This is a genomic window from Streptomyces sp. NPDC001508 (assembly GCF_040298665.1).
In the GTDB taxonomy this organism is placed as follows: domain Bacteria; phylum Actinomycetota; class Actinomycetes; order Streptomycetales; family Streptomycetaceae; genus Streptomyces.
Window position 1 is genome coordinate 63,971 of the sequence record NZ_JBEPAP010000038.1, and the last position, 22,704, is coordinate 86,674.

The following is a 22,704-nucleotide window of genomic DNA, read 5'->3' on the forward strand; positions in this document are numbered from 1 at the left end:
AGGGGGGTGGCGTTGGGTGTGTGCCGTTGCGCGGAGGTCTTGTCGGCGCGGGGGCTACAGCAGGCCGATGTCCGTGCGGGGCATGCGGGGGGCGCGGCGGGCCGGTGCCCTTCCGCTCAGGAGGATGAGGCGGGCGGCCCGGTGCCGCTGGCCCGCGTACGGCTCAAGCAGCGACAACATCGCGGCGTCGTCCGCGTACCGGTCCCCGGCGAGCGCCCACCCCACGATCCCCGGCAGATGCAGATCCCCCACGGTCACCGCGTCCGGCGCCCCATGACTGCGCTGCACCGTCTCCGCCGACGTCCAGGGCCCGATCCCCGGCACCAGCTCCAACCGCGCCTGCGCGTCCGCCGGTTCCATACCGGCCGCCTCCTCCAGCCGCGCGGCGACCCGCACCGAACGCAGGATCGTCGACGCCCGCTTGTCGTCGACCCCGGCCCGATGCCACTCCCAGGACGGGATCAGCGCCCACGTCCGCGGCGCGGGCATCACCCACAGGCGCCCGGCCATCGGCCCCGGCGCCGGATCCCCGAACGTGCGCACCAGCAGCCGCCACGCCCGGTACGCCTCGCCGGTCGTGACCTTCTGCTCCAGGACCGACGGGATCAGCGATTCCAGCACCAGCCCGGTCCGGGTGAGCCTGAGCCCCGGCCGCCGGCGCCGGGCCACGGCCACCAGCCGGTGCCGCGGCGCGAACACGTCGGGGTCGTCCGCCGCACCGAGCAGCTCAGGCAGCCGCTCCAGCAGCCAGTCCGCCCCCGGACCCCACGCCTCCCCGCGCACCCCGCCGCCGTACGCGCACACCCGTAGCGTCCCGGGCCCGTCGGGCGTCCTGCTGGCCCGCCACACGGACCCGTCCGGCGTGGCCCGGAACGTGGGGTCCGCCGGCCCGCGCCTGAGCGGCCCGAGCACCAGCCCGAGGTCGAGCGGCCCGTCCGGCACCCAGGTCCGTACCCGCCCCGGAGCCGGTCCGGTCTGCCGCGGCACGCCCGCGGGCACGGCGATGTGCCCGCCGCGCACGGTCGTACGCGTGGGCCGCGGAGCGAAGCGTCCTGCCACGATGGGGTCCCAGAGCTGCCGGAGTAGTCCTACGAGACGTACGAGACCAGGCGCTCATACGGCACCGTCAGCGTACTTCCACGAACGCCGACGCCTCGCGCTCGGGCCGCGGCCGGGGCCGCTCCGCCGGATGCCCGACCGCCACCGCGCCCATCGGATCCCAGGTGCCGGGCAGCCCCAGAACCTCGCGCACCACGTCCCGGCAGAACATCGTCGACGATACCCACGCCGACCCCAGCCGCTCCCCGGCCAGCGCTATCAGGAAGTTCTGCACGCCCGCGCCCATGGCGACCACGAACATCTCCCGCTCGGCACCGTCGCGCCGCGCGTCCCCATAGGTGTGCGAGCCGTCCATGACGAGGCACGGCACGACGAGATGGGGCGCCCCGCGCAGCACCTCCCCGCGGCGCACCCGTTTCGCGATCGACTCCTCGCTCTTGCCGTCGCGCCGCAGGTCCGCGATCCAGGCGTCCCGCATGGCGTCGAGCAGCCGGGTCCGCGCGTCGGCCGACTCCAGCAGCACGAACCGCCACGGCGTCGTGTGGTGCGGGGCCGGCGCGGTCACCGCGGAGGCCACCGCCCGCCGTACCGCCCCGGGATCGACGGGCTCGTCGGTGAAGGCCCGCACGGTACGCCGCAGGGTCACCGCCTCCCGTATCGCCTCGGAGGTGCCGAGCCGGAACATGTCGTCGCGCGCGTCGCGCACCAGGGCACGCGCGCCCGGCGCATGCTCCCCGGCCACCAGGTGGGGCAGCCCGCGCAGCACGGCGACGGGCCGCCCGTCCGCCTTGCCCTTCACCAGGTCGCCCGCTGCGGCCAGTTCGTCCGCCGTGGCGACGACGGTGGCGCTGAGCGGATTGCCGTACGCGTCCGTGCCGCCGCGCAGATCGTCCAGGACCCGCACGCCCGCGGCGCCGATCGCCACGTCCGTGAGCCCCGCGCGCCAGGGCCGTCCGAACGTGTCGGTGACCACGACCCCGACGTCCACGCCGAGGGCGTCGCGCAGCCCGTCGCGGATCGCGCGCGCGGACGCGTCCGGGTCCTCGGGCAGCAACAGCACGGTCCCTGCCGGGGTGTTGGAGGCGTCGACCCCGGCGGCGGCCATGACCAGGCCCTGCCGGTTCTCGACGATTCGCAGCGGGCCGCGCCGGGCCACGACCCGTACCGTCTCCGCGTCGATCGCCGCCTCCCGGTCGGCCGCCTCGACGGCGCGCCCCTCCGCCTTGGACACGATCTTGGATGTGACGAGCAGCACGTCCCCGTCGCGCAGCCCGGGCTCGGCGGCGGCGATCAGCTTGCCGATGTCGTCACCGCGCTGCACCTCGGGAATCCCGTCAGGCGCCCAGACCCGAAAACCAGCCACCCCACCGTCCGCGCCAGCCGCAGGCTCGTCAGCGGCGTCGGCCACCCCACCGTCCGCGCCAGCCGCAGGCCCGTCAGTCGCGTCGGCGTCGCCCGCATCGCTGTCCCCGGCGCCGGTCGCGGCGAGCGCGCCCGCACGTGTGCCGGTGTCGGCGGTGCCACCGGTTACGGCCCGCCGCGGGATCGTCTCGTCGCTCACGCTCCCCGCACCTCCTCCGCGAGTGCCAGCGCCTCACGCGCCATCTGCGCGGCCGCGTCCACGTCGGTCATCATCAGCGGCACGGCCCGGCAGCGGATGCCGGCGGTCTCCACCCGCTCGACCGCGTCCGCGTCGACCGTGTCGACCAGCCAGCCGTCGAGCAGCCCCGAGCCGTAGTGCTCGGCGACCGCCGCGGCCGTGGACTCCACCCCCACCGCCGCGAGCACCTTGTCGGCCATCCCGCGCACGGGCGCGTTCCCGACGATGGGGGACAGGCCCACCACCGGCACCCCGGCGTCGGCGATCGCCTCCCGGATACCGGGCACGGCCAGGATCGTGCCGACGGAGACGACCGGGTTGGACGGCGGGAAGAGGATCACGTCCGCCTCGGCGATCGCCTCCAGGACACCCGGCGCCGGCTTGGACTGCTCGGCGCCGACCGGCACGACGGCCTCGGCGGGAACGGAGGCGCGCAGCCGCACCCAGTACTCCTGGAAGTGGACGGCCTTGCGCTCGCCGTCGATCTCGACCGCCACATGCGTCTCGACGCGGTCGTCGGTCATCGGGATCAGCCGTACGCCCGGCTTCCAGCGGTCGCACAGTGCCTCGGTGACCGCGCTCAGCGGATAGCCGGCGCCCAGCATCTGCGTCCGCACTATGTGTGTGGCGAAGTCCCGGTCGCCGAGCCCGAACCACTCGGGACCGACCCCGTACGCCGCGAGTTCCTCCTTGAGGTGGAAGGTCTCGTCGGCCCGACCCCAGCCCTGCTCCTCGTTGATGCCTCCGCCGAGCGTGTACATCACCGTGTCGAGGTCCGGGCAGACCTTCAGCCCGAAGAGGTGGATGTCGTCGCCGGTGTTGCCGATGACCGTGACGTCCGCGTCCTGCGCGGCCTGCCTCAGGCCGCGCAGGAACCGGGCACCGCCGATGCCGCCTGCCAGAACCACAATGCGCATGGGGCCAGTGTGTCAGCCGGGTACGACAACGCGTCAGGCGGTCACCGGACGCGGGTCGACGCGCGCCTCGCAGTGCGGGGCGGTGTGCATGGGCATCTCCGTGAGGCCCGGGTGGTAGACGTGCAGGCTGACCGCGGGCTCCAGCGCGTCGTTGAGCACCTCGTGCACATAGCCCGGCGCGAACACCCGTTGCACGCCCGGCGCCAGTACGCGGGTGCCCTGCCGCGTCCGCTCGGTCAGCGCGCCCTCCAGGACCGTCAGCACTCCGGAGGAGCGGCCGTGGTCGTGCCGCCCGCTGCCCTGACCCGGCACCCATGACAGCAGCCACACCTCGTAGCCGGGGCCGGTGCGCAGCCGGTGGTACCAGCGGGTCGTCGCGTCGTACCGGACGAGGTGCTCCCACTGGGCGCGGTCGGCCGCGACCGCGCGGGCGAGGCCGACGAACTCGGCGACGGTGGCCGGGTGCTCGCGCGGTGGCTGGAGCAGGTGCGGGACTTCGAGGAGATCGCCGGCGATCTGGAGGTCGTTCTCGCTGTTCATGGGGGTGCTGTGGGTCCTCGGCAGGAAAGAGGGGCGGCTTATGGAACGGCGAACCGAAGGAAGGGCGGTACGAAAGGAAAAGGGGCCTACCAAGCGGAGGCGTGGGGGCGGCCGGAGCGCGGGTGGCTCAACAGCCGGAACAGAGACAACAGCTACAGCGGGCGCGGGCAGCCCCGTGCGACCCGGCGGAGCGGGTCGGGATGAGTGCCGAATGCGCGAGCATGCCCACAAGGACAGCGGTTCACACCCGCACTGTCAACTCGACGCTCGAAATGTGGCACATGCTTCACCTCATCCGGTTCATCTGCGGGAGGAAAGGTTTGCCCACCGGGTGTCCGGGAGACATGGCGCACATCCGGGAGCACGGGTCTCGTCGGAACGCGATCGAACTCCTGGGCGTCCTTCTCCGTACGGATGTCTGTGCGAGGTCGGCGGCCCTCCCGGGCCCCCTCGGCGTGGCAAGGTTTATGGCGATTTGAACACTTTCCGCACGGCCTTGGTTCCGCAGAGTGAATAACGGGCCCAATAGCAGATCTCGGCTTGACTCGCCCGGAGCAGCACACTTGTAATTTCACTCGTGTCGTTCAGCCGAAATCGGTAACGGCCACCACACGGGGACGTGAAAGACAGACGAGGGGCGCACATGACCGAGCTGGTGCAGCAACTGCTGGTCGACGACGCGGACGAGGAACTCGGCTGGCAGGAGCGCGCGCTGTGCGCCCAGACCGACCCCGAGTCATTCTTCCCCGAGAAGGGCGGCTCGACCAGAGAGGCCAAGAAGGTCTGTCTCGCCTGCGAGGTCCGCTCCGAGTGCCTGGAATACGCCCTCGCCAACGACGAGCGCTTCGGCATCTGGGGCGGCCTGTCCGAGCGTGAACGCCGCCGCCTGAAGAAGGCGGCCGTCTGATTCGAACAGCACGGAACCTTCACGTACAGAGGTCACGAACGGCCCGTAGCAGGTGGGTTATCCACAGGCGGCGGGCCGTCGGCATGCCCAGCCGATAGTGTGGTCGCTCGTCCGAGACGCCCCCGTGCCCCCTCGGGGCACAGGCGTCCACCACAGTCCACCGAACCGGGGCCCGTACCTCGATGTCCGTGCACAGCCATACGGCAGCCCGTCAAGACGCCGCTGCCGCAGCAGCGTTCGACCCTGCCGGCCCGGCAGCGTTCGACCCAGACCGCTCGGCGGCGTTCGACCCCGCCCACCACCCCGAGTTTCCGCGTCACGTGGTGACCGCGGTGCTCGTCTCCCACGACGGCGCCCGCTGGCTGCCCGACGCCCTCGCCGGGCTGTACGGCCAGGAGCGGCCCGTCCAGTACGCGGTGGCGGCCGACACGGGCAGCGCGGACGACTCCGCCCAGCTCGTCACCGACGCGCTCGGCGCCGATCGCGTCCTGCACCTCGCCCGCCGCACCGGCTTCGGCCAGGCCGTCGAGGAGGCCCACCGCACCGCACCGTTCCTCACCCCGGACGACCTGCCGTATCTGAGGCGCCCCAGCGGCTGGGACCCCGTCACGCGCACCTGGCGCGACGACGCCTACGACCTGCCGGAACTGCCGCACGGGGAACCGGTCCAGTGGCTGTGGCTGCTGCACGACGACTGTGCTCCCGAGCCCGACGCCCTCGCCCAGCTGCTGCGCGTGGTCGACAACGAGATGGAGCTGGGCCGCGACGACGTCGCCGTCGTCGGCCCTAAGCTCCGCGGCTGGTACGACCGCCGACAGCTCCTGGAGGTCGGCGTCAGCATCGCCAACTCCGGCCGCCGCTGGACCGGCCTCGACCGCCGCGAACAGGACCAGGGCCAGCACGACCACGTGCAGCGCGTCCTGTCGGTCTCCAGCGCCGGCATGCTGATCCGGCGCGATGTCTTCGAGGAACTGGGCGGCTTCGACCGCCGGCTGCCCCTCATGCGCGACGACGTCGACCTGTGCTGGCGCGCCCAGGCCGCCGGCCACCGCGTCCTCATCGCCCCCGAGGCCGTCGTGCGGCACGCCGAGGCCGCCTCCCGCGAGCGCCGCACCGTCGACTGCGGGGGCCGCACCGCCGCCTCACCGCACAAGGTCGACAAGGCGGGCGCCGTCTACACCCTCCTGGTCAACGCCCGTACGGCGGTGCTGCCCTGGATCCTGCTGCGCCTCGTGCTCGGCACCCTCCTGCGGACCGTCGCCTATCTCGTCGGCAAGGTCCCCGGGCAGGCCGTCGACGAGGTCCGCGGTCTGCTGGGCGTGCTGCTGCGGCCCGAGCGGATCGCCGCGGGCCGGCGCAGCCGCGGCCGTCCCCAGACCGACAAGGCCGAACTGCGCCCGCTGTTCCCGCCGCCCGGCGCGACCGTGCGGGCCACCGTGGAGCAGGTCGCGGGCAACCTCTTCGGCGCCTCCGACCCCGAGGTCTCCTCGGCCGGACGGCACGGCGGCGCGGTGGAGTCCGGGCCCGGCGGCGACGACGCGGACTTCCTGGAGATCGAGCAGTTCGCCCGCCTCAAGCGCATCGCCCGCAAGCCCGGCCCGGTGCTCTTCCTGGTCCTGCTGCTCGTCTCGCTGGCCGCCTGCCGCTCCCTGCTCGGCGGCGGCGCCCTGTCCGGCGGCGCCCTGCTGCCCGCTCCGGCCGAGGCCGGCGAGCTGTGGTCGCGCTACCTGGACGCCTGGCACCCGGTCGGCGCCGGCGGCACCCCGTCCGCGCCGCCCTACCTCGCGATCGTGGCGCTGCTCGCCTCCCTGCTCTTCGGCTCGACGGGCCTCGCGGTCACCGTCCTGCTCGCCTGCTCGGTGCCGCTGGCCGGCGTCACCGCGTACTTCGTCTCCCGGCCGCTCGTCACCTCCCGCCTCCTGCGCGCCTGGGCGGCCGTCGCCTACGCGTTCCTGCCGGCCGCCACCGGCGCCCTCGCGGGCGGCCGGATCGGCACCGCGGTACTGGCCGTGCTGCTGCCGCTGATCGCCCGCGCGGGCATCGCCGCGAGCGGCCTGGCGCACGGCCCGGGCGCGCGCGGCAGCTGGCGCGCCACCTGGGCGTACGCACTGCTGCTGACCGTGGCCACCGCCTTCACGCCGATCGTGTGGCCCATCGCCCTGATCCTCGGCGTCGGCGTGCTGGCCCTGCGCCGCGCTGACGTTGTCGCCCACGGCCTGCGCTTCCTCGCCCAGTTGGGCACCCCGCTGCTGATCCTCGCGCCCTGGTCGCTGACGCTGCTCCCGTCCGGCTTCTTCCAGGAGGCCGGCCTGGAGTACGGCTCCTCGGCCGCCTCCGCGCTCGATCTGCTCGGCGCCAGCCCGGGCGGCCCCGGCACGATGCACGGGCTGATGCTCATCGGTCTGGTCCTGGCCGCGCTGGCCGCGCTGCTGCGCTCCGAGCGCCAACTGGGCATCCGCGCCGCCTGGGTGGCCGCCCTGGTCGCGCTGTTCTTCGCGGCCCTGTCCAACGGCTCCGCCTGGGCCGGGCCCGCCACCCTCGTCTACGGCATCGCGCTCCTGGCCGCCGCCGCGCTCGGCGCCGACGGGGCACGCGCACGCGTGGCCGAGCAGAGCTTCGGCTGGCGCCAGCCGGTCGCCGCGCTGATCGCCTTCGCCGCCGCGGCCGGACCGCTGCTGGTCGCCGCCGGCTGGATGATCCGCGGCGCCGACGGGCCGGTGCAGCGGCGCGACCCGGTGCAGGTGCCCGCGTTCGTCGCCGAGGAGAGCGGCACCCGCGACCAGGCCCGCACCCTGGTCCTCGACAGCGACTCCGGCGCGCATGTGCGCTACATCCTCGTCCGTGGCTCAGGCGTCCGCATGGGCGACGCCGAACTCGCCGTCGCCGACGGGGAGAACGCGACCCTCGACAAGGTCGTCGCCAACCTCGTCGCCGGCTCCGGCGCCGACCAGGTGGACCAGCTCGGCGGCTTCGCCGTCCGCTACGTCCTGGTCCACAAGGGTGCGCCCCGCGAGGTCAGCCGCGTGCTCGACGCCACGCCCGGCCTGAGCAGGCTCAGCCAGCAGGACGGCAGCGCGCTGTGGCGCGTCGACCGGCCGGTCTCCCGCGTCGCCATCGTGTCCGCCGACGGCTCGGGCAGCCCGCGGTCCGTCGCCGCCGGGCCCGTGGAGATCCACACCACGATCCCGTCCGGCTCCGACGGCCGCGTCCTGCGGCTGGCCGACACCGCCGCCGACGGCTGGAGCGCCACCCTGGACGGCAAGCCGCTCACCCGCACCACGGTCGACGGCTGGGCCCAGGGCTTCGAACTCCCCGCCACCGGCGGCACTCTGGACGTCACCTACGACGCCCCGTTCGGCCACACCGCCTGGCTGTGGGCCCAGGGCGCGCTCGCCGTCGTCCTGGTCGTGCTCGCTCTGCCCGGCCGCCGCCGCGACATCGACGACGACCTGCCCGAGGAGGAGACAGCCGACGCCGAGACCACCACCGGCGAGGGCCGCCGCGCCCGCCGGCTGCGGGCCCAGGCGGAGGCCGAGGCATCCGGCGCACCGGAGGTGACCGACCCGGACGGCACACCGCCGCCCGCGCCCCAGGCCCCTGCGGCCGTACCGCATCAGCAGTCCTACGAGGCGGGGACGCACCCGGCCGAGGACACGCGCGCCTGGGAAGGCGACCCGGCGGCCTACGCGGGCGCCGAGTACTACGGCGGCCAGTACCAGGGCGCCGACCCGTACCAGGGCGGTTACGACCAGCAGGCCTACCAGTCCGACCCGTACCAGAGCGGCCAGTACGACCCCTACGGGTACGGCGGCCAGTCCCAGCAGGGCGCGTACGACCCGACGTACCAGCAGGGCTACGACCCCGGATACCACCCCGGATACGACCCGGCGGCCCAGCCCCACCCGCCCCAGCAGCCGCATCCCGCCACCGGCAGCGAGCGCCCCGACGGGAGCCAGCAGTGAAGCGCACGACCCTGTCCCTGATCGCCGGCACGGCCGCGCTCGCCGCCGTCACCGGATTCGCCGCGCTGGAGACCCCGGACGCGGCCGGCACGACCACCACCGAGGCGGCCGTCGAGCTGCCCGTGGAGCGCACGAGCCTGCTGTGTCCCGCACCCAGCCTCTCCGACATCGCCGAGACGTCGTACACGTCCTTCACCCCGGTCACCAAGGGCGCGGCCGGCGACGGAAAGGCCCAACTCCAGGCGGCGACCGAGGAGTCGGGGGACGGCTCGGGCGACGCCAAGAAGGGCGGGGACAGCAAGAAGAAGACCGCCAAGCCGGTGCTCACCCCCAAGAAGCCCGGCACCCCGGCCACCGGCGACACCTCCGGCGCCGACGGCGCCGCGCTCGTCGGCACCGCCGAGGGGAAGTTCGCGCCCGGCTGGACCGTCCAGGAGACCACCGCGGTCGCCGCCGGCGCCGGCCGCGGCCTCCAGGGCGTCACCTGCACCGCGCCGGACACCGAGTTCTGGTTCCCGGGCGTCGCCACGGACACCGACCGCACCGACTACGTACACCTCACCAACCCCGACGACAACGCGGCCGTCGTCGACCTGGATCTGTACGGCAAGGACGGCGCGGTCAAGTCCACGGTGGGGGAGGGCATCACGGTCCCGCCGCACTCCAGCAAGCCCGTCCTGCTGTCCACGCTGGCCGACCAGCAGCAGGCCGATCTGACCCTGCACGTCAACGTGCGCAGCGGGCGGGTCGGCGCGGCCGTCCAGGCCCTGGACGCCAAGAACGGCGGCGACTGGCTGACCGCGTCCACCGACCCGGCCGGCACTCTGGTGCTGCCCGGCATCCCGAAGGACGCCACCTCCGTCCGCCTGATCGCCTTCACCCCCGCGGACTCCGACGCGGACGTGAAGATCCGCCTGGCCTCCCCGGACGGTCTGATCACCCCCGCAGGCAACGAGACGCTGCATGTGAAGTCGGGCATGACCACGGCGATCGACCTGGGCGAGGTCACCCGTGGCGAGGCGGGCTCCCTGGTCCTGTCGGCGACGGACCGGTCGGTGCCGGTGGTCGCCGCCCTGCGCGTGATACGCGGCAAGGGCGACGAGCAGGAGACGGCCTTCATCCCCGCCACCGCGCCCGTCGGCCGGCGCGCGACGGTCGTCGGCAACGGCGCCAAGGACACGACCCTGTCCGTCACCGCCCCCACCACCGCCGCCCAGGTCAAGGTGACGGCCTCGGCGGGCAGCGAGGGCGGCACCGCGGTGACGAAGACCTATCCGGTCAAGGCGGGCACGACCCAGGACCTCGACATCCCGGCCCCGGCCGGGCTGAAGGGTACGTACGCCCTGACCGTGGAATCCGTCTCCGGCGGCCCGGTGTACGCCTCCCGCACCCTGACCGACACGGAGTCCGGCGTCGCCGGCTTCACGGTCCAGACGCTCCCGGACGACCGGGGGACGGTCGCGGTGCCGGAGGCGGACCAGGACCTGTCGGTGCTGCAGAAGTAGGCGCGACCAGGGGTGGCGCGATGAGGGGAGGGCGCGGTGCGGGCTCAGTCCTCCCCGTACCGGGGGTCGACGGTCTTCGGAGTGAGCCCCAGCAGCTCGGCGACCTGCTCCACGACGACCTCGTGCACCAGCGCCGCCCGCTCGTCCCGCCCCTTCGTGCGGATCTCCACGGGGCGCCGGTACACCACCACGCGCGCCGGGTGCCCGTCGCGCGCGGGCAGGGTGCCGCCGAGCGGCACGGCGTCGTCGCTCCAGACGTCCCCGGGCCGCCCCTCGAGCCGGGGTACCTCCAGCACCAGGAAATCGATGTCGGCGAGCTGCGGCCACCGTCGTTCGAGCCGTTCCACGGAGTCCTGCACCAGGTCCGCGAACGCCTCGGCGCGACTGGCCGCGAGCGGCACCTGCGGCGGGGCGATGGGCCCGCGCATGCCGCGCCCGTGGCGGTCACGACGACGGGGCCCGGGGCCGGCGGCACGGGGCGGTACACGGTTGTCCATCACTGGTGAAGCGTAGTCCTCGCGCGGTCCGCCCGCCGGTCCCCACGCGGCAACCGGAACGCAGGCCGGGCGGCCTGTACCGCATGTCGCGTGATGACCATTCCAGCCAAGGTTGAGCACGATTCCGTATCCCTCCAGGACCGCCGAGCTCAAGCCAATTGACGGTGTTTGTGCCGACTCATGACCGGATGCCGATGCGCCGGGTTTCGTCCGCGTCACCGTTCGCGCAGGTCAACAGGGCCTGACGGGAGAGGCATGTGAGGCGTTTCACAGCACGACACGGTGGAGTGACCTGGTGGAGAGTCGTCGCGGCCCGCTCAAGAGTGCGGTACCGTCCATCGTCGTGAGCCCTGTACGTCGCTGTTCGCGCACCGCCTGCGGCCGACCCGCCGTCGCGACGCTGACGTACGTCTACGCCGACTCGACCGCGGTCCTCGGCCCGCTCGCCACCTACGCCGAACCCCACTGCTACGACCTGTGCGCCGAACACTCCGAGCGGCTGACCGCCCCGCGCGGCTGGGAGGTCGTCCGACTCATCGACGGCTCGGCCCCGGCCCGCCCCAGCGGCGACGACCTGGAGGCGCTCGCCAACGCCGTGCGGGAGGCGGCACGCCCCCAGGAGCGAGCGGCAGGAGCGGGCGGCGGCGGAGGGCGCGCGGCGGATCCGATGGAGGTCGCCCGCCGCGGCCATCTGCGGGTGCTGCGCTCACCGGACAACTGACCCCCCCGGGGAACCTGCCGCGGACCCCCGCACACCCATCGCGCGCACGGTTGTCACCAACACCACCACTCCGCCAACCGGAACGCGAATTCTCCTTCCGCATGACGGAAACCGGGGAGGCCCCCCGTGTCCGTCGGGCAACTGGAGCCGGTCGCCGCAGAGCCTCACCATCGCCTGTGCCGCCGTCGGCCTGGCCGGCCGCGAGGGCGACCTGCTGCGCCGGGTGTTGCCCTGGAGCGCCGGCCTGCTCCTGGTGAGGTGCCTGATCGTCGTCGGCCAGAGCACGCCGGTCCTGGACCGGACGCTGCCCTGACCTCGGCGGCACGCGCAAAGCGGCCACCCCGAGCCCGCACAGCGCGCCGCAGGTCCGGGCGGGTAGTTTGTGCTGACCGATAGGACTTCAGGAGGGTTGGCCGTGGCTGCTGATCTGTCGCAGATCGTAAAGGCGTACGACGTACGCGGAGTGGTCCCGGACCAGTGGGACGAAACGCTGGCCGAACTCTTCGGGGCCGCGTTCGTCCAGGTGACCGGCGCCCGGGCGATCGTGACCGGCCACGACATGCGACCGTCGTCGCCCGCCCTGGCCCGTGCCTTCGCGCGGGGTGCGGCGGCCCGCGGCGTCGACGTCACCGAGATCGGCCTGTGCTCGACCGACCAGCTGTACTACGCCTCGGGCGCCCTCGGTCTCGCGGGCGCCATGTTCACGGCCTCGCACAACCCCGCGCAGTACAACGGCATCAAGATGTGCCGCGCGGGCGCCGCGCCGGTCGGCCAGGACACCGGCCTCGCCCAGATCCGTGAACTGACGGAGGGCTGGCTGGAGTCGGGCGCCCCACAGCCCACCGCGCGACCGGGAACCATCACCGGACGCGACACGTTGGAGGATTACGCGGCGCACCTGCGCTCACTCGTCGACCTGACCTCCATCCGCCCCCTGAAGGTCGTCGTCGACGCGGGCAACGGCATGGGCGGGCACACGGTCCCCACGGTCTTCGCCGGCCTGCCCCTGACCCTGGTCCCGATGTACTTCGAACTGGACGGCACCTTCCCGAACCACGAGGCGAACCCGCTCGACCCCGCCAACCTCGTGGACCTGCAGAAGCGGGTGCGCGAGGAGGGCGCCGACCTCGGCATCGCGTTCGACGGCGACGCCGACCGGTGCTTCGTCGTCGACGAGCACGGCGACCCCGTGTCGCCGTCGGCGATCACCGCCCTGGTGGCCGTCCGCGAACTCGCCCGCAACGGCGGGCAGGGCACGGTCATCCACAACCTGATCACGTCCTGGTCGGTCCCCGAGGTCGTCAAGGAGCAGGGCGGCACCCCGCAGCGCACCCGGGTCGGCCACTCGTTCATCAAGGCGGAGATGGCGCGCACGGGCGCGATCTTCGGCGGCGAGCACTCCGCGCACTACTACTTCAAGGACTTCTGGAACGCCGACACGGGCATGCTCGCGGCCCTGCATGTCCTCGCGGCCCTCGGCGGCCAGGACGGCCCGCTGTCCGCCCTCGTCGCCCAGTACGACCGCTACGTCGGCTCCGGCGAGATCAACTCCACGGTCGCCGACCAGAAGGCCCGCCTCGCCGCGATCCGCGCCGCCTACGGGACGCGCGAGGACGTCACCCTGGACGACCTCGACGGACTCACCGTGGCCGCCGCCGACTGGTGGTTCAACGTCCGCCCCTCCAACACGGAACCCCTGCTGCGGCTGAACGCGGAGGCCCGCGACGAGGCGACCATGGCCAAGGTGCGGGACGAGGCGCTGGCCATCATCCGAGGCTGACACCGAACCCTGCGGACCCCGGGGCGGCCGACACCTCCACGGCCACCCCGCTCCGCATCGCGCCACCGCACGGCCGGGCCCCCGGGTGCGGCCGGGCTCCCCTGCCGTCCGGTGCCGGGCCGCAGGGCAGCGCTCCACCCGCCCCCGCGGGCCGCCCGCACGGCGGTACCCTGACCAGGCACATCAGTGCACGCCCGCATCCGCCCGAAGGGACACCCCATGCCGCTCGAAGCCGGCCTCCTGGAGATCCTCGCCTGCCCGGCCTGCCACGCTCCCCTCAAGGAGCAGGACACCGAGCTGATCTGCACCGGTCAGGACTGCGGCCTCGCGTACCCCGTCCGCGACGGCATCCCGGTCCTCCTCGTAGACGAGGCCCGCCGCCCCGCCTGACGACGAGCCCCGCCCGGGACCGGCGGTAGGCCCAAGGCGCCCCATCGCACAGAAGAGCCCTCACCCAGGACCCCGGCGCATCGGAGGCCGTCACCCATGCTCGACGAATCGCTGCTCGACACCCCGGAGGGCCTCGCCGAGGCCGACCGCCGAGGTCTCCTACGAGGCGCCGCGGAAGCCGGTGCCCGCGTGCGCACCGCCGCCCGCCAGGCCGTCGAGGCCGGCATCGGCGACCTCAAGCCGGACGGCCGGCCCCGGTCGGTCCTGATCGCCGGCCCCGGCGCCGCCGCTACCCACGCCGCCGACCTCCTCGGCTCGCTCGCCGGCCCCGGCAGCCCCGTCATCCGGCTCGCGCCCTCCGGCGTCGCCCCCGCCGCCGGCGCCCTGCGCTGGGAACTGCCGGGCTGGGCCGGCTCCGTCGACCTGCTGCTGATCGCCACCCCGGACGGCACCGAACCCAGCCTCTCGCTCCTCGCCGACCAGGCCTACCGCCGCGGCTGCTCGGTCGTCGCCGTGGCCCCCGCCCGCACCCCGCTCGGCGAGGCGGTCACCGGCGCGCACGGCCTGTTCGTACCGATGGCGACGGCCCCCTACGACCAGGAAGAACCGCTCGCCGCGTCCTCCCCGGGCGTCCTGTGGGCGCTGCTCACCCCGCTGCTCGCCCTCCTCGACCGCATCGGCCTGGTCACCGCCCCGCCCGAGGCCCTGGAGAAGGCCGCCGACCGCCTCGACCACATCGCCGAGCGGTGCGGCCCGGCCATCGTGACGTACAGCAACCCCGCCAAGACGCTCGCCGCCGAACTCGCCGACGCGCTCCCGGTGATCTGGACGGAGGGCGCGGCGGCCGGTCCCGCGGGCCGGCGTTTCGCCGCCGCCCTCGCCGAACTGGCCGGCCGGCCCGCCCTGGTCGCCGAACTCCCCGAGGCGCTCGCCGCCCACAGCGCCCTGCTCGCCGGCCCGCTCGCCGCCAGCGCCGACCCGGACGACTTCTTCCGCGACCGGGTCGAGGAACCGGCCGCACTGCACGCGCGCGTGGTACTGCTCCGGGACCGCCCCATCGGCGGCCTCACCGCCGCCCCGGCCGCCCGTGACCTGGTCCTCAGCCACGACACACCCGTCAGCGAACTGGAACCGGAACCCGGCGACGAACTGGAGACCCTCGCCGAGCTGATCGCCATGACGGATTTCGCCGCCGTTTACCTGGCGCTCGCTTCGGGGGCCTGATCTGGTAGCCGACGTCCGGCCGGCCGTACACGGGACGAACCCGAGACGTACACCGCGACACCACGCAGCAAACACCCGGCAGAGAGAACCCATGGACCGCCTCGACAACACCATCCGCCCCTACGCCTGGGGTTCGGCCACCGCCATCCCGAAGCTCCTCGGCGCCCTGCCGACCGGCGAACCGCAGGCGGAGATGTGGATGGGCGCCCACCCCGGCGCGCCCTCGCGCACCACGCGCGGCACACTCGTCGACGTCATCGACGCGGACCCCGAGCGGGAACTGGGACCGGAGGCGGTCGCCGAGTTCGGCCCGCGTCTGCCGTTCCTGCTGAAGATCCTCGCGGCCGGCGCCCCGCTCTCCCTCCAGGTCCACCCCGACCTGGAACAGGCCCGGCAGGGCTACGCGGACGAGGAGCGGCGCGGCATCCCGGTGGACGCCCCGCACCGCAACTACCGGGACGCCAACCACAAGCCCGAACTGATCTGCGCGCTCACCGAGTTCGACGGCCTGTGCGGCTTCCGCGACCCGCTGCGCGCCGCCGACCTGCTCGACGGGCTCGGCGTCGACTCCCTCAAGCCGTACGTCGACCTGCTGCACGCCCGCCCCGCGGACGCGGCGCTGCGCGAGGTCCTCACCGCGGTCCTCACCGCCGACCGCGACGAGATGGCCCACACCGTCGCCCAAGCCGCAACCGCCTGCGCCCGGCTCGGCGGCGACCACGCCCCCTACGCGGGCATCGCCCACCACTACCCGGGCGACCCCGGCGTCATCGCGGCCATGCTCCTCAACCACGTCCGCCTCCAGCCCGGCGAGGCCCTGTTCCTCGGCGCCGGCATCCCGCACGCCTATCTGAGCGGGCTCGGCGTCGAGATCATGGCCAACTCCGACAACGTGCTGCGCTGCGGTCTCACCCCCAAGCACGTCGACGTCCCCGAGCTGCTGCGCATCGTCCGCTTCGAGCCGGGCGACCCGGGCGTGCTCCGCCCGGAGGCGTCCCCGGACGGCGAGGAGGTCTACGAGACGCCGATCGACGAATTCCGGCTCTCCCGGTACGTCCTGCCGGCCGGCGGCACCACCCACGACCTCACCCTGCCGACCCCGCAGATCCTGCTGTGCACGGCCGGCTCCGTACGGGCGGGCGAGCACGAGCTGACCCCCGGCCAGTCCGTGTTCGTACCGGCGGCCGAGAAGGCGGAGGTGTCCGGAACCGGCACCCTCTTCCGAGCCACCGTACGACTCTGACCGGACTTGTCCGACGATCCGACCGAGGTTGTGGACACCTGCCGCACCACCACCCGAACGGGCTGCAAGAATGGCCCACCGGCAAAGGGCGGGCAAAGACAACCGGCACCGGCCTGGACGGCGTAGACGTACGTAGGCGAAGGGACAACGCGACACATGAGCGCGTCAGGCGGCACCAAGGCGATCGTGGCGGCACTCGGCGCCAATCTCGCGATCGCGGTATCGAAGTTCGTGGCGTTCGCGTTCAGCGGCTCGTCGTCGATGCTCGCCGAGGGCGTGCACTCCCTCGCCGACTCCGGCAACCAGTTCCTGCTGCTCATCGGCGGCAAGAAGGCCCAGCGCGAGGCGACCCCGCAGCACCCCTTCGGCTACGGCCGCGAACGCTACATCTACGCCTTCCTCGTCTCGATCGTCCTCTTCTCGATCGGCGGCATGTTCGCCGTCTACGAGGGCTACGAGAAGATCCGCCACCCGCATGAGCTGGAGCACTGGTACTGGCCGGTCGGCGTCCTCGTCTTCGCGATCATCGCGGAGGGCTTCTCCTTCCGCACGGCCATCAAGGAGTCCAACGAGCAGCGCGGCACGCTCTCCTGGTCGCAGTTCATCCGCCGTGCCAAGGCCCCCGAGCTGCCGGTGGTCCTCCTGGAGGACTTCGGCGCCCTGATCGGTCTCGTCCTCGCCCTCGGCGGCGTCGGCCTGGCCCTGGTCACCGGCGACGGCATCTGGGACGGCATCGGCACGCTGTGCATCGGTGTCCTGCTCGTCCTCATCGCCCTCGTCCTCGCCGCCGAGACCAAGTCGCTGCTCCTCGGCGAGGCCGCTGGCGTCGAGGAGGTCAAGAAGATCGAGGCCGCGATCACCGACGGCGACACCGTCACCGGCGTCATCCACATGCGCACGCTCCACCTCGGCCCCGAGGAACTGCTGGTCGCCGCCAAGATCGCGGTCCAGCACGACGACACGGCCACCGAGGTCGCCGATGCCATCGACGCCGCCGAGGCCCGCATCCGCGCCGCCGTCCCCATCGCCCGGGTCATCTACCTGGAACCGGACATCTACAGCGAGGCCGAGGCCACCCGCGGCCCCGACCCGGAAGCCGCCCCCGGCGGCCCCACCCCGCACGCGGCCGGGCACTGACCCCGGCCCGCCCCCGACCTTCGGCCCGCCCCCGACCTTCGGCCCGCCCCCGACCTTCGGCCCGCCCACGACGCCCCGGAACGGCGTGAAGTGTTCGCAGACCGACTGGGGACGGCACGGTCCTGCGGTGTAGCTTGGGACGGAGCCAGACGTCGCTGCTGATGGCGGTCGGGCGGCCCCGGTGCGGGCCGACCGAGGGAGAGAGGGCCTCCGACGGACTGCGCTGCGTGTACGTGGGCATGCCTGTGTCCTCTTTTCGGGCACCCCTGTCCGCCGCCGCGCAGACCAGCCGTACCCACCTCGCCCCAACCCCGAGGAGCAGCTCGCAATGACGACTGTCGACAGCCGACAGGACTTCAAGGTCGCCGACCTCTCCCTGGCCGAGTTCGGCCGCAAGGAGATCACCCTCGCCGAGCACGAGATGCCGGGCCTCATGGCGATCCGCAAGGAGTACGCCGAGGCGCAGCCCCTCGCCGGCGCCCGTGTCACCGGCTCCCTGCACATGACCGTGCAGACCGCCGTCCTCATCGAGACCCTGGTCGCCCTCGGCGCCCGCGTCCGCTGGGCGTCCTGCAACATCTTCTCCACCCAGGACCACGCGGCCGCCGCCATCGCCGTCGGCCCGAACGGCACGCCCGACAACCCCCAGGGCATCCCGGTCTTCGCCTGGAAGGGCGAGACTCTGGAGGAGTACTGGTGGTGCACCGAGCAGGCGCTGACCTGGCCGGACAGCGCCACCGGCGGCCCCAACATGATCTTGGACGACGGCGGTGACGCCACCCTCCTCGTCCACAAGGGCGTCGAGTACGAGAAGGACGGCAAGGTCCCCGGCCTGGAGACCGCCGAGTCCGACGAACACCGCGTCATCCTCCAGTTGCTCCACCGCACCCTCGGCGAGAACCCGCAGAAATGGACCCAGCTGGCCTCCGAGATCCGCGGTGTCACCGAGGAGACCACCACCGGCGTCCACCGCCTGTACGAGATGCAGCGCGACGGCGTCCTCCTCTTCCCGGCGATCAACGTCAACGACGCCGTCACCAAGTCGAAGTTCGACAACAAGTACGGCTGCCGCCACTCCCTGGTCGACGGCATCAACCGCGCCACCGACGTCCTGATCGGCGGCAAGACCGCGGTCATCTGCGGCTACGGCGACGTGGGCAAGGGCTGCGCGGAGTCCCTGCGCGGACAGGGCGCCCGCGTCATCGTCACCGAGATCGACCCGATCTGTGCGCTCCAGGCGGCCATGGACGGCTACCAGGTCACGACCCTCGAAGAGGTCGTCGACAAGGCCGACATCTTCATCACCACGACCGGCAACAAGGACATCATCATGGCCTCGGACATGGCCAAGATGAAGCACCAGGCGATCGTCGGCAACATCGGCCACTTCGACAACGAGATCGACATGGCCGGCCTCGCCAAGGTCCCCGGCATCGTCAAGGACGAGGTCAAGCCGCAGGTCCACACCTGGACCTTCCCGGACGGCAAGAAGATCATCGTGCTGTCCGAGGGCCGTCTGCTGAACCTGGGCAACGCCACCGGTCACCCGTCGTTCGTGATGTCCAACTCCTTCGCGGACCAGACCCTGGCCCAGATCGAGCTGTTCACCAAGCCCGACGAGTACCCGACCGGCGTCTACACGCTGCCCAAGCACCTCGACGAGCGGGTCGCCCGCCTTCACCTGGACGCGCTCGGCGTGAAGCTGACCACGCTGCGCCCCGAGCAGGCCGCGTACATCGGCGTGAACGTCGAGGGCCCGTACAAGCCGGAGCACTACCGCTACTGAGCACCGCCCCACAGGCGAATCTCCGGGGAGTGTGCGTCCCGCCACGGACGTACCCCTCCGGCGCCGGTCCCTCCGAGGCAGGCCCCCGCACCCCCGTGCCGGGGGCCTGCCCCTTTGGTCCGACCGGCCGTCACACCGGCCGGGACGGTCCGTCGAGCCGACCGGACCACCAGCCCGTCAAGCCCCAGGACCCCCATGCCCCGCGGCCGTTATTCGCTCCTCGATCCGCACCATCGCACCCCCTTCGCACAAGAACACTTCCAGTGCGCCCCCGGCCCCTCCGGCTGGCGCTATGCCTCGCGGCTGACCACCCCGTCCGGCGAACCCAGCGGCTCGGTCGACCTCGCCATCGACGAACTCGGCCGCCCCATCCGCCTCGAACTCCACGCGGCCGGCTGGCAGGTGCGCGGCGCCGCCCTCGACGGCGTCACCTGGGTCCGCACCGACCCCACCGGCTCTCATGCCACCGAAGGCAATGTGCGCGCCCACGCCTTCACCGGCACCTCCCCGGCCTTCCTCATCGCCACCGCCCGTCTCCTGCGCCTCACCCCTTCCGCCTCCGCGACCCGCGTACGCCTCGTGGCCTTCACGGACCCGGTCCTCGCCCCACGCACCGTGGACCAGTCCTGGGCCTTGGTGAACAGCGAAGCACACGCCACTGACAACGGCCCCCTGACCGTGGACGAATACCAGGTCACAGCCTTGGACACGGGCGAGAGGCACACCGTTCACATCGCCGGCGACGTGGTGCTGGCCGCACCCGGCGTCGAACTGGAAGACCTCGAATCGCCCCCGTCGGCCTTCGGCTGACCCGGGTTGCCCGCCTACGCGGGCGGCACGAAGCCGGTGCCTGGACGGTCGGCCGGAGCCGTGCCCCCGGCCGGCGGCACGGGCGGCATGACGGGCTCCGGAGCCCGCGTACCGTCCTGAACGGGGTACCCCACCGGCGGCGAAGACGGCGGCTGGGCGTACGCACCCGGCGCGGGAGGCTGCGCCACCGGAGCGACATGGCCGCCCGGCGCCCAGCCCGCCGCGGGAAAACCGGACGGCGCCTCACCGGCAACGGGCACACCGCCGAAGGGCGGCCCACCGGAGGGTGCCCCCGCGACGGCCGGTGCGCCGCCGAAAGCCTTCCGGGCCTCACGCGCCTGACGTTCTTGCACCACCGCGGCCAGATAGGCGGCCGGCGGAACACCCTGCGGCGCCGGGGCCCCCGTGCGCGCCGCCAGATCGGCCGCCAGCCGCTCCGCCATCGCCCAGGACACCTGGGGGTCGAGCTGCTGCATCCGCGTCAGGTACTGACGGACGGCGAGCCACAGACCGTCCGGGACCGCAGACAGGTCGAGCGCCGAGAAACGCCCCGCCAGCCACGGCGGCGGAGGCGGCACGGAACCGGCTTGCCCGGCCGGCACCCGCTCCCGCACGACCAGCGTGCCCGCGAAGACATCCCCGAGCCGCCGCCCCCGCGCCGACACCAGCGAGGCGATACACGCGACCACCCCGAACGTCACCAGGATCTCCACGACACCGAGCGCCCCGCGCATCAGCGCATGCCGGAACCGGATCGGTCCACCGTCGTCCCGCACCACCCGCAGCCCGCACGCCATCTTCCCCAGCGAGCGCCCATGGCTGAGCGTCTCCACCGCGATCGGCCCGCCCACCAGTACCAGCAGGAACGACGCGATCGACAGCGCCATCTGCGCAGCGTCGTCCAGGGACGCCGTCGATGCGACCAGCACCGTGGCCACGACGATGTAGACGAGCATGGCCACGGTCAGGTCGAGCAACACCGCCAGTGCCCTGCTCGGCAGCTTGGCGGGGCGTAGTTCGAGCGCCACCGCCTCGCCGGTCACCAGCTCACTCACACCCGTCGTCCTTCCCCTGGTCCGCCCCGAGAACCGCAAGTCTGCCAAGCTGAACGCGCATCATGCGCCAGTAGGACAAGCTGACAGCAACAATGAGCGGTCGACCGCCGGCCGACGACCAGCCGACGACCGGCCGAGGGGCAGGCACAACCGATGGACCTGGACGTCTTCGTCTCCGCCCACCGAGCCGAGTGGGACCGCCTAGACGCCCTGCTGCGCCGACGACGCCGTCTCAACGGCGCCGAAGCGGACGAACTCGTCGCCCTGTACCAGCGCACCGCCACCCACCTCTCACTGATCCAGTCCAGCGCACCCGACCCCCAGCTGACCGGTCGGCTCAGCCAGCTGGTGGCACGCGCGCGTAGCGCCGTCACAGGCACACGCCGCGCCTCCTGGCGCGATGTGACCCGCTTCCTGGGCCAGGGCTTTCCGGCCGCGGTGTACCGGTCGCGCCGTTGGTGGGTACCGACCGCACTGCTGTCCACGGCGGTCGCGGTCCTTCTGGGCTGGTGGATCGGTACGCATCCGGAGGTGCAGTCGTCGATCGCCGCCCCCAGCCAGCTGCGTGAGCTGACCCGCCCGGGCGGCGAATACGAGACGTACTACTCCAGCCATCCCGCCGCCTCGTTCTCGGCCCAGGTGTGGACCAACAACGCCCAGGCCGCCGCGCTCTGTCTGGTCCTGGGTGTCTTCCTGGGCCTGCCGGTCCTCTGGATCCTCCTCCAGAACATGCTCAACCTGGGCGTCGGCTTCGGCCTGATGTCGTCGGCCGGTCGGCTCGACACCTTCCTCGGCCTGGTCCTCCCGCACGGCCTGCTGGAACTGACCGCCCTCTTCGTCGCCGCCGGAACAGGCCTGCGCCTGGGCTGGACCGTCATCGACCCCGGTCCGCGCACCCGCCGTACGGCCCTCGCGGAGGAGGGCCGGGCCGCGATCGGCATGGCGATCGGGCTGACCCTCGTCCTCTTCGTCTCCGGAGCCATCGAAGGCTTCGTCACTCCATCTGGCCTGCCCACCTGGGCCCGCATCGCCATCGGAATCGCCGCTGAGCTGGCCTTCCTCGCCTACGTCTTCGTGCTGGGCGGCCGCGCGGCCAGGGCCGGTGACATGGGCGACCTGGAGACCTTCGAACGCAGCGCGACCGCGCCGATGGCCGCTTGATGTGCGGGCACCGCCGGTGACCTGCTACTGTCCTCTTCGCCCCCGGAGACCCGTTGACACGGGTCGAGTGGGGAGGTAGATTCAAACAGTTGCCCAGAGCTGGACATGCCCTGCGGCGCCCGTTAGATTCTATCCGCTTCTCGTGGAGTCACATTCCGAGAAGCCCCCCCGATTACTCAGGAAATGAGTGGCCGGTCTGACCGGTCGAGAACTTCTGATAAAGTCGGGTCCGCCGGAAAGGGAAACGCGAGAGCGGGAACCTGGAAAGCACCGAGGAAATCGGATCGAGAAAAGATCTGATAGAGTCGGAAACATCGAAGGGAAGCGCCCGGAGGAAAGCCCGAGAGGGTGAGTACGAAGGAAGCGTCCGTTCCTTGAGAACTCAACAGCGTGCCAAAAGTCAACGCCAG

The 22,704-nt window shown here is 72.8% G+C and carries 19 protein-coding genes and 1 pseudogene; 13 read left to right on the top strand and 7 right to left on the bottom strand.

Annotated features, from left to right (window positions below; genetic code table 11):
- Positions 1-54 precede the first annotated feature (54 nt).
- The 4 genes from ABT245_RS28880 to ABT245_RS28895 all read right to left on the bottom strand — a co-directional run bounded on the left by ABT245_RS28880 (position 55) and on the right by ABT245_RS28895 (position 4,116).
- Entirely contained in the window at positions 55-1,059 is a 1,005-nt protein-coding gene (locus ABT245_RS28880) for a DNA-3-methyladenine glycosylase family protein (RefSeq protein WP_351738761.1), read from the bottom strand.
- A 67-nt stretch (positions 1,060-1,126) separates the two neighbouring features.
- Entirely contained in the window at positions 1,127-2,467 is a 1,341-nt protein-coding gene (locus tag ABT245_RS28885) for a coenzyme F420-0:L-glutamate ligase (RefSeq protein WP_502982216.1), read from the bottom strand.
- Positions 2,468-2,616: 149 nt separating this feature from the next.
- Positions 2,617-3,576, bottom strand: coding sequence for a 2-phospho-L-lactate transferase (gene cofD, locus ABT245_RS28890; RefSeq protein ID WP_351738764.1), 960 nt, complete (start codon positions 3,574-3,576; stop codon positions 2,617-2,619).
- Positions 3,577-3,609: 33 nt separating this feature from the next.
- Positions 3,610-4,116 carry a cysteine dioxygenase gene (locus tag ABT245_RS28895; protein WP_351738767.1) on the bottom strand — a complete coding sequence of 169 codons (507 nt, stop codon included), beginning with the start codon at positions 4,114-4,116 and terminating at the stop codon, positions 3,610-3,612.
- A 643-nt stretch (positions 4,117-4,759) separates the two neighbouring features.
- On the opposite strand from ABT245_RS28895, the gene ABT245_RS28900 reads away from it, so the two are divergent.
- The 3 genes from ABT245_RS28900 (at position 4,760) to ABT245_RS28910 (ending at position 10,490) form a co-directional block, all read left to right on the top strand.
- A complete protein-coding gene (locus ABT245_RS28900) occupies positions 4,760-5,023 on the top strand; it encodes a WhiB family transcriptional regulator (protein WP_003975777.1) in 264 nt (87 codons plus the stop codon).
- 182 nt (positions 5,024-5,205) lie between these two features.
- A complete protein-coding gene (locus ABT245_RS28905; RefSeq protein ID WP_351738770.1) occupies positions 5,206-8,985 on the top strand; it encodes a glycosyltransferase in 3,780 nt (1,259 codons plus the stop codon).
- Entirely contained in the window at positions 8,982-10,490 is a 1,509-nt protein-coding gene (locus ABT245_RS28910; protein ID WP_351738773.1) for a DUF5719 family protein, read from the top strand. Before ABT245_RS28905 ends, ABT245_RS28910 begins: the two co-directional genes overlap by 4 nt.
- 44 nt (positions 10,491-10,534) lie before the next feature.
- Here the strand turns inward: ABT245_RS28910 and ABT245_RS28915 are convergent, their stop codons facing one another.
- Complete coding sequence (locus ABT245_RS28915) at positions 10,535-10,987, bottom strand: metallopeptidase family protein (protein ID WP_351738827.1); 453 nt, start codon at positions 10,985-10,987, stop codon at positions 10,535-10,537.
- 295 nt (positions 10,988-11,282) lie between these two features.
- Between ABT245_RS28915 and ABT245_RS28920 the strand changes: the two genes are divergently transcribed.
- From ABT245_RS28920 to ABT245_RS28960, 9 genes and pseudogenes are all read left to right on the top strand, one after another.
- A complete protein-coding gene (locus tag ABT245_RS28920; RefSeq protein WP_351738776.1) occupies positions 11,283-11,708 on the top strand; it encodes a DUF3499 domain-containing protein in 426 nt (141 codons plus the stop codon).
- 151 nt (positions 11,709-11,859) lie between these two features.
- Positions 11,860-12,021, top strand: a pseudogene (locus ABT245_RS28925) (L-lactate permease); the annotation flags it as partial.
- Positions 12,022-12,123: 102 nt separating this feature from the next.
- Positions 12,124-13,488, top strand: a complete 1,365-nt coding sequence (locus ABT245_RS28930; RefSeq protein ID WP_351738778.1) for a phosphomannomutase/phosphoglucomutase — start codon at positions 12,124-12,126, stop codon at positions 13,486-13,488.
- A gap of 219 nt (positions 13,489-13,707) precedes the next feature.
- Positions 13,708-13,878, top strand: coding sequence for a Trm112 family protein (locus ABT245_RS28935; protein WP_007382472.1), 171 nt, complete (start codon positions 13,708-13,710; stop codon positions 13,876-13,878).
- A gap of 96 nt (positions 13,879-13,974) precedes the next feature.
- Positions 13,975-15,102, top strand: a complete 1,128-nt coding sequence (locus tag ABT245_RS28940) for an SIS domain-containing protein (protein ID WP_351738781.1) — start codon at positions 13,975-13,977, stop codon at positions 15,100-15,102.
- Positions 15,103-15,193: 91 nt separating this feature from the next.
- Positions 15,194-16,345 (top strand): mannose-6-phosphate isomerase, class I, encoded by a 1,152-nt coding sequence (gene manA, locus ABT245_RS28945; RefSeq protein ID WP_351738784.1) that lies wholly within the window; start codon positions 15,194-15,196, stop codon positions 16,343-16,345.
- Between the two features lie 156 nt (positions 16,346-16,501).
- Positions 16,502-17,482 carry a cation diffusion facilitator family transporter gene (locus ABT245_RS28950; protein ID WP_351738786.1) on the top strand — a complete coding sequence of 327 codons (981 nt, stop codon included), beginning with the start codon at positions 16,502-16,504 and terminating at the stop codon, positions 17,480-17,482.
- Positions 17,483-17,810: 328 nt separating this feature from the next.
- Positions 17,811-19,268, top strand: coding sequence for an adenosylhomocysteinase (ahcY, locus tag ABT245_RS28955; RefSeq protein WP_351738789.1), 1,458 nt, complete (start codon positions 17,811-17,813; stop codon positions 19,266-19,268).
- A gap of 195 nt (positions 19,269-19,463) precedes the next feature.
- Positions 19,464-20,078, top strand: coding sequence for a hypothetical protein (locus tag ABT245_RS28960; protein ID WP_351738791.1), 615 nt, complete (start codon positions 19,464-19,466; stop codon positions 20,076-20,078).
- A 14-nt stretch (positions 20,079-20,092) separates the two neighbouring features.
- Here the strand turns inward: ABT245_RS28960 and ABT245_RS28965 are convergent, their stop codons facing one another.
- Entirely contained in the window at positions 20,093-21,133 is a 1,041-nt protein-coding gene (locus ABT245_RS28965) for an RDD family protein (protein ID WP_351738795.1), read from the bottom strand.
- 153 nt (positions 21,134-21,286) lie between these two features.
- Here ABT245_RS28965 and ABT245_RS28970 point away from each other — a divergent pair, with 153 nt between their 5' ends.
- Positions 21,287-22,294, top strand: a complete 1,008-nt coding sequence (locus ABT245_RS28970; protein ID WP_351738798.1) for a stage II sporulation protein M — start codon at positions 21,287-21,289, stop codon at positions 22,292-22,294.
- A 176-nt stretch (positions 22,295-22,470) separates the two neighbouring features.
- Here the strand turns inward: ABT245_RS28970 and ABT245_RS28975 are convergent.
- On the bottom strand, positions 22,471-22,704 hold a 234-nt coding region (locus ABT245_RS28975), incomplete at its 5' end, for a hypothetical protein (protein ID WP_351738801.1).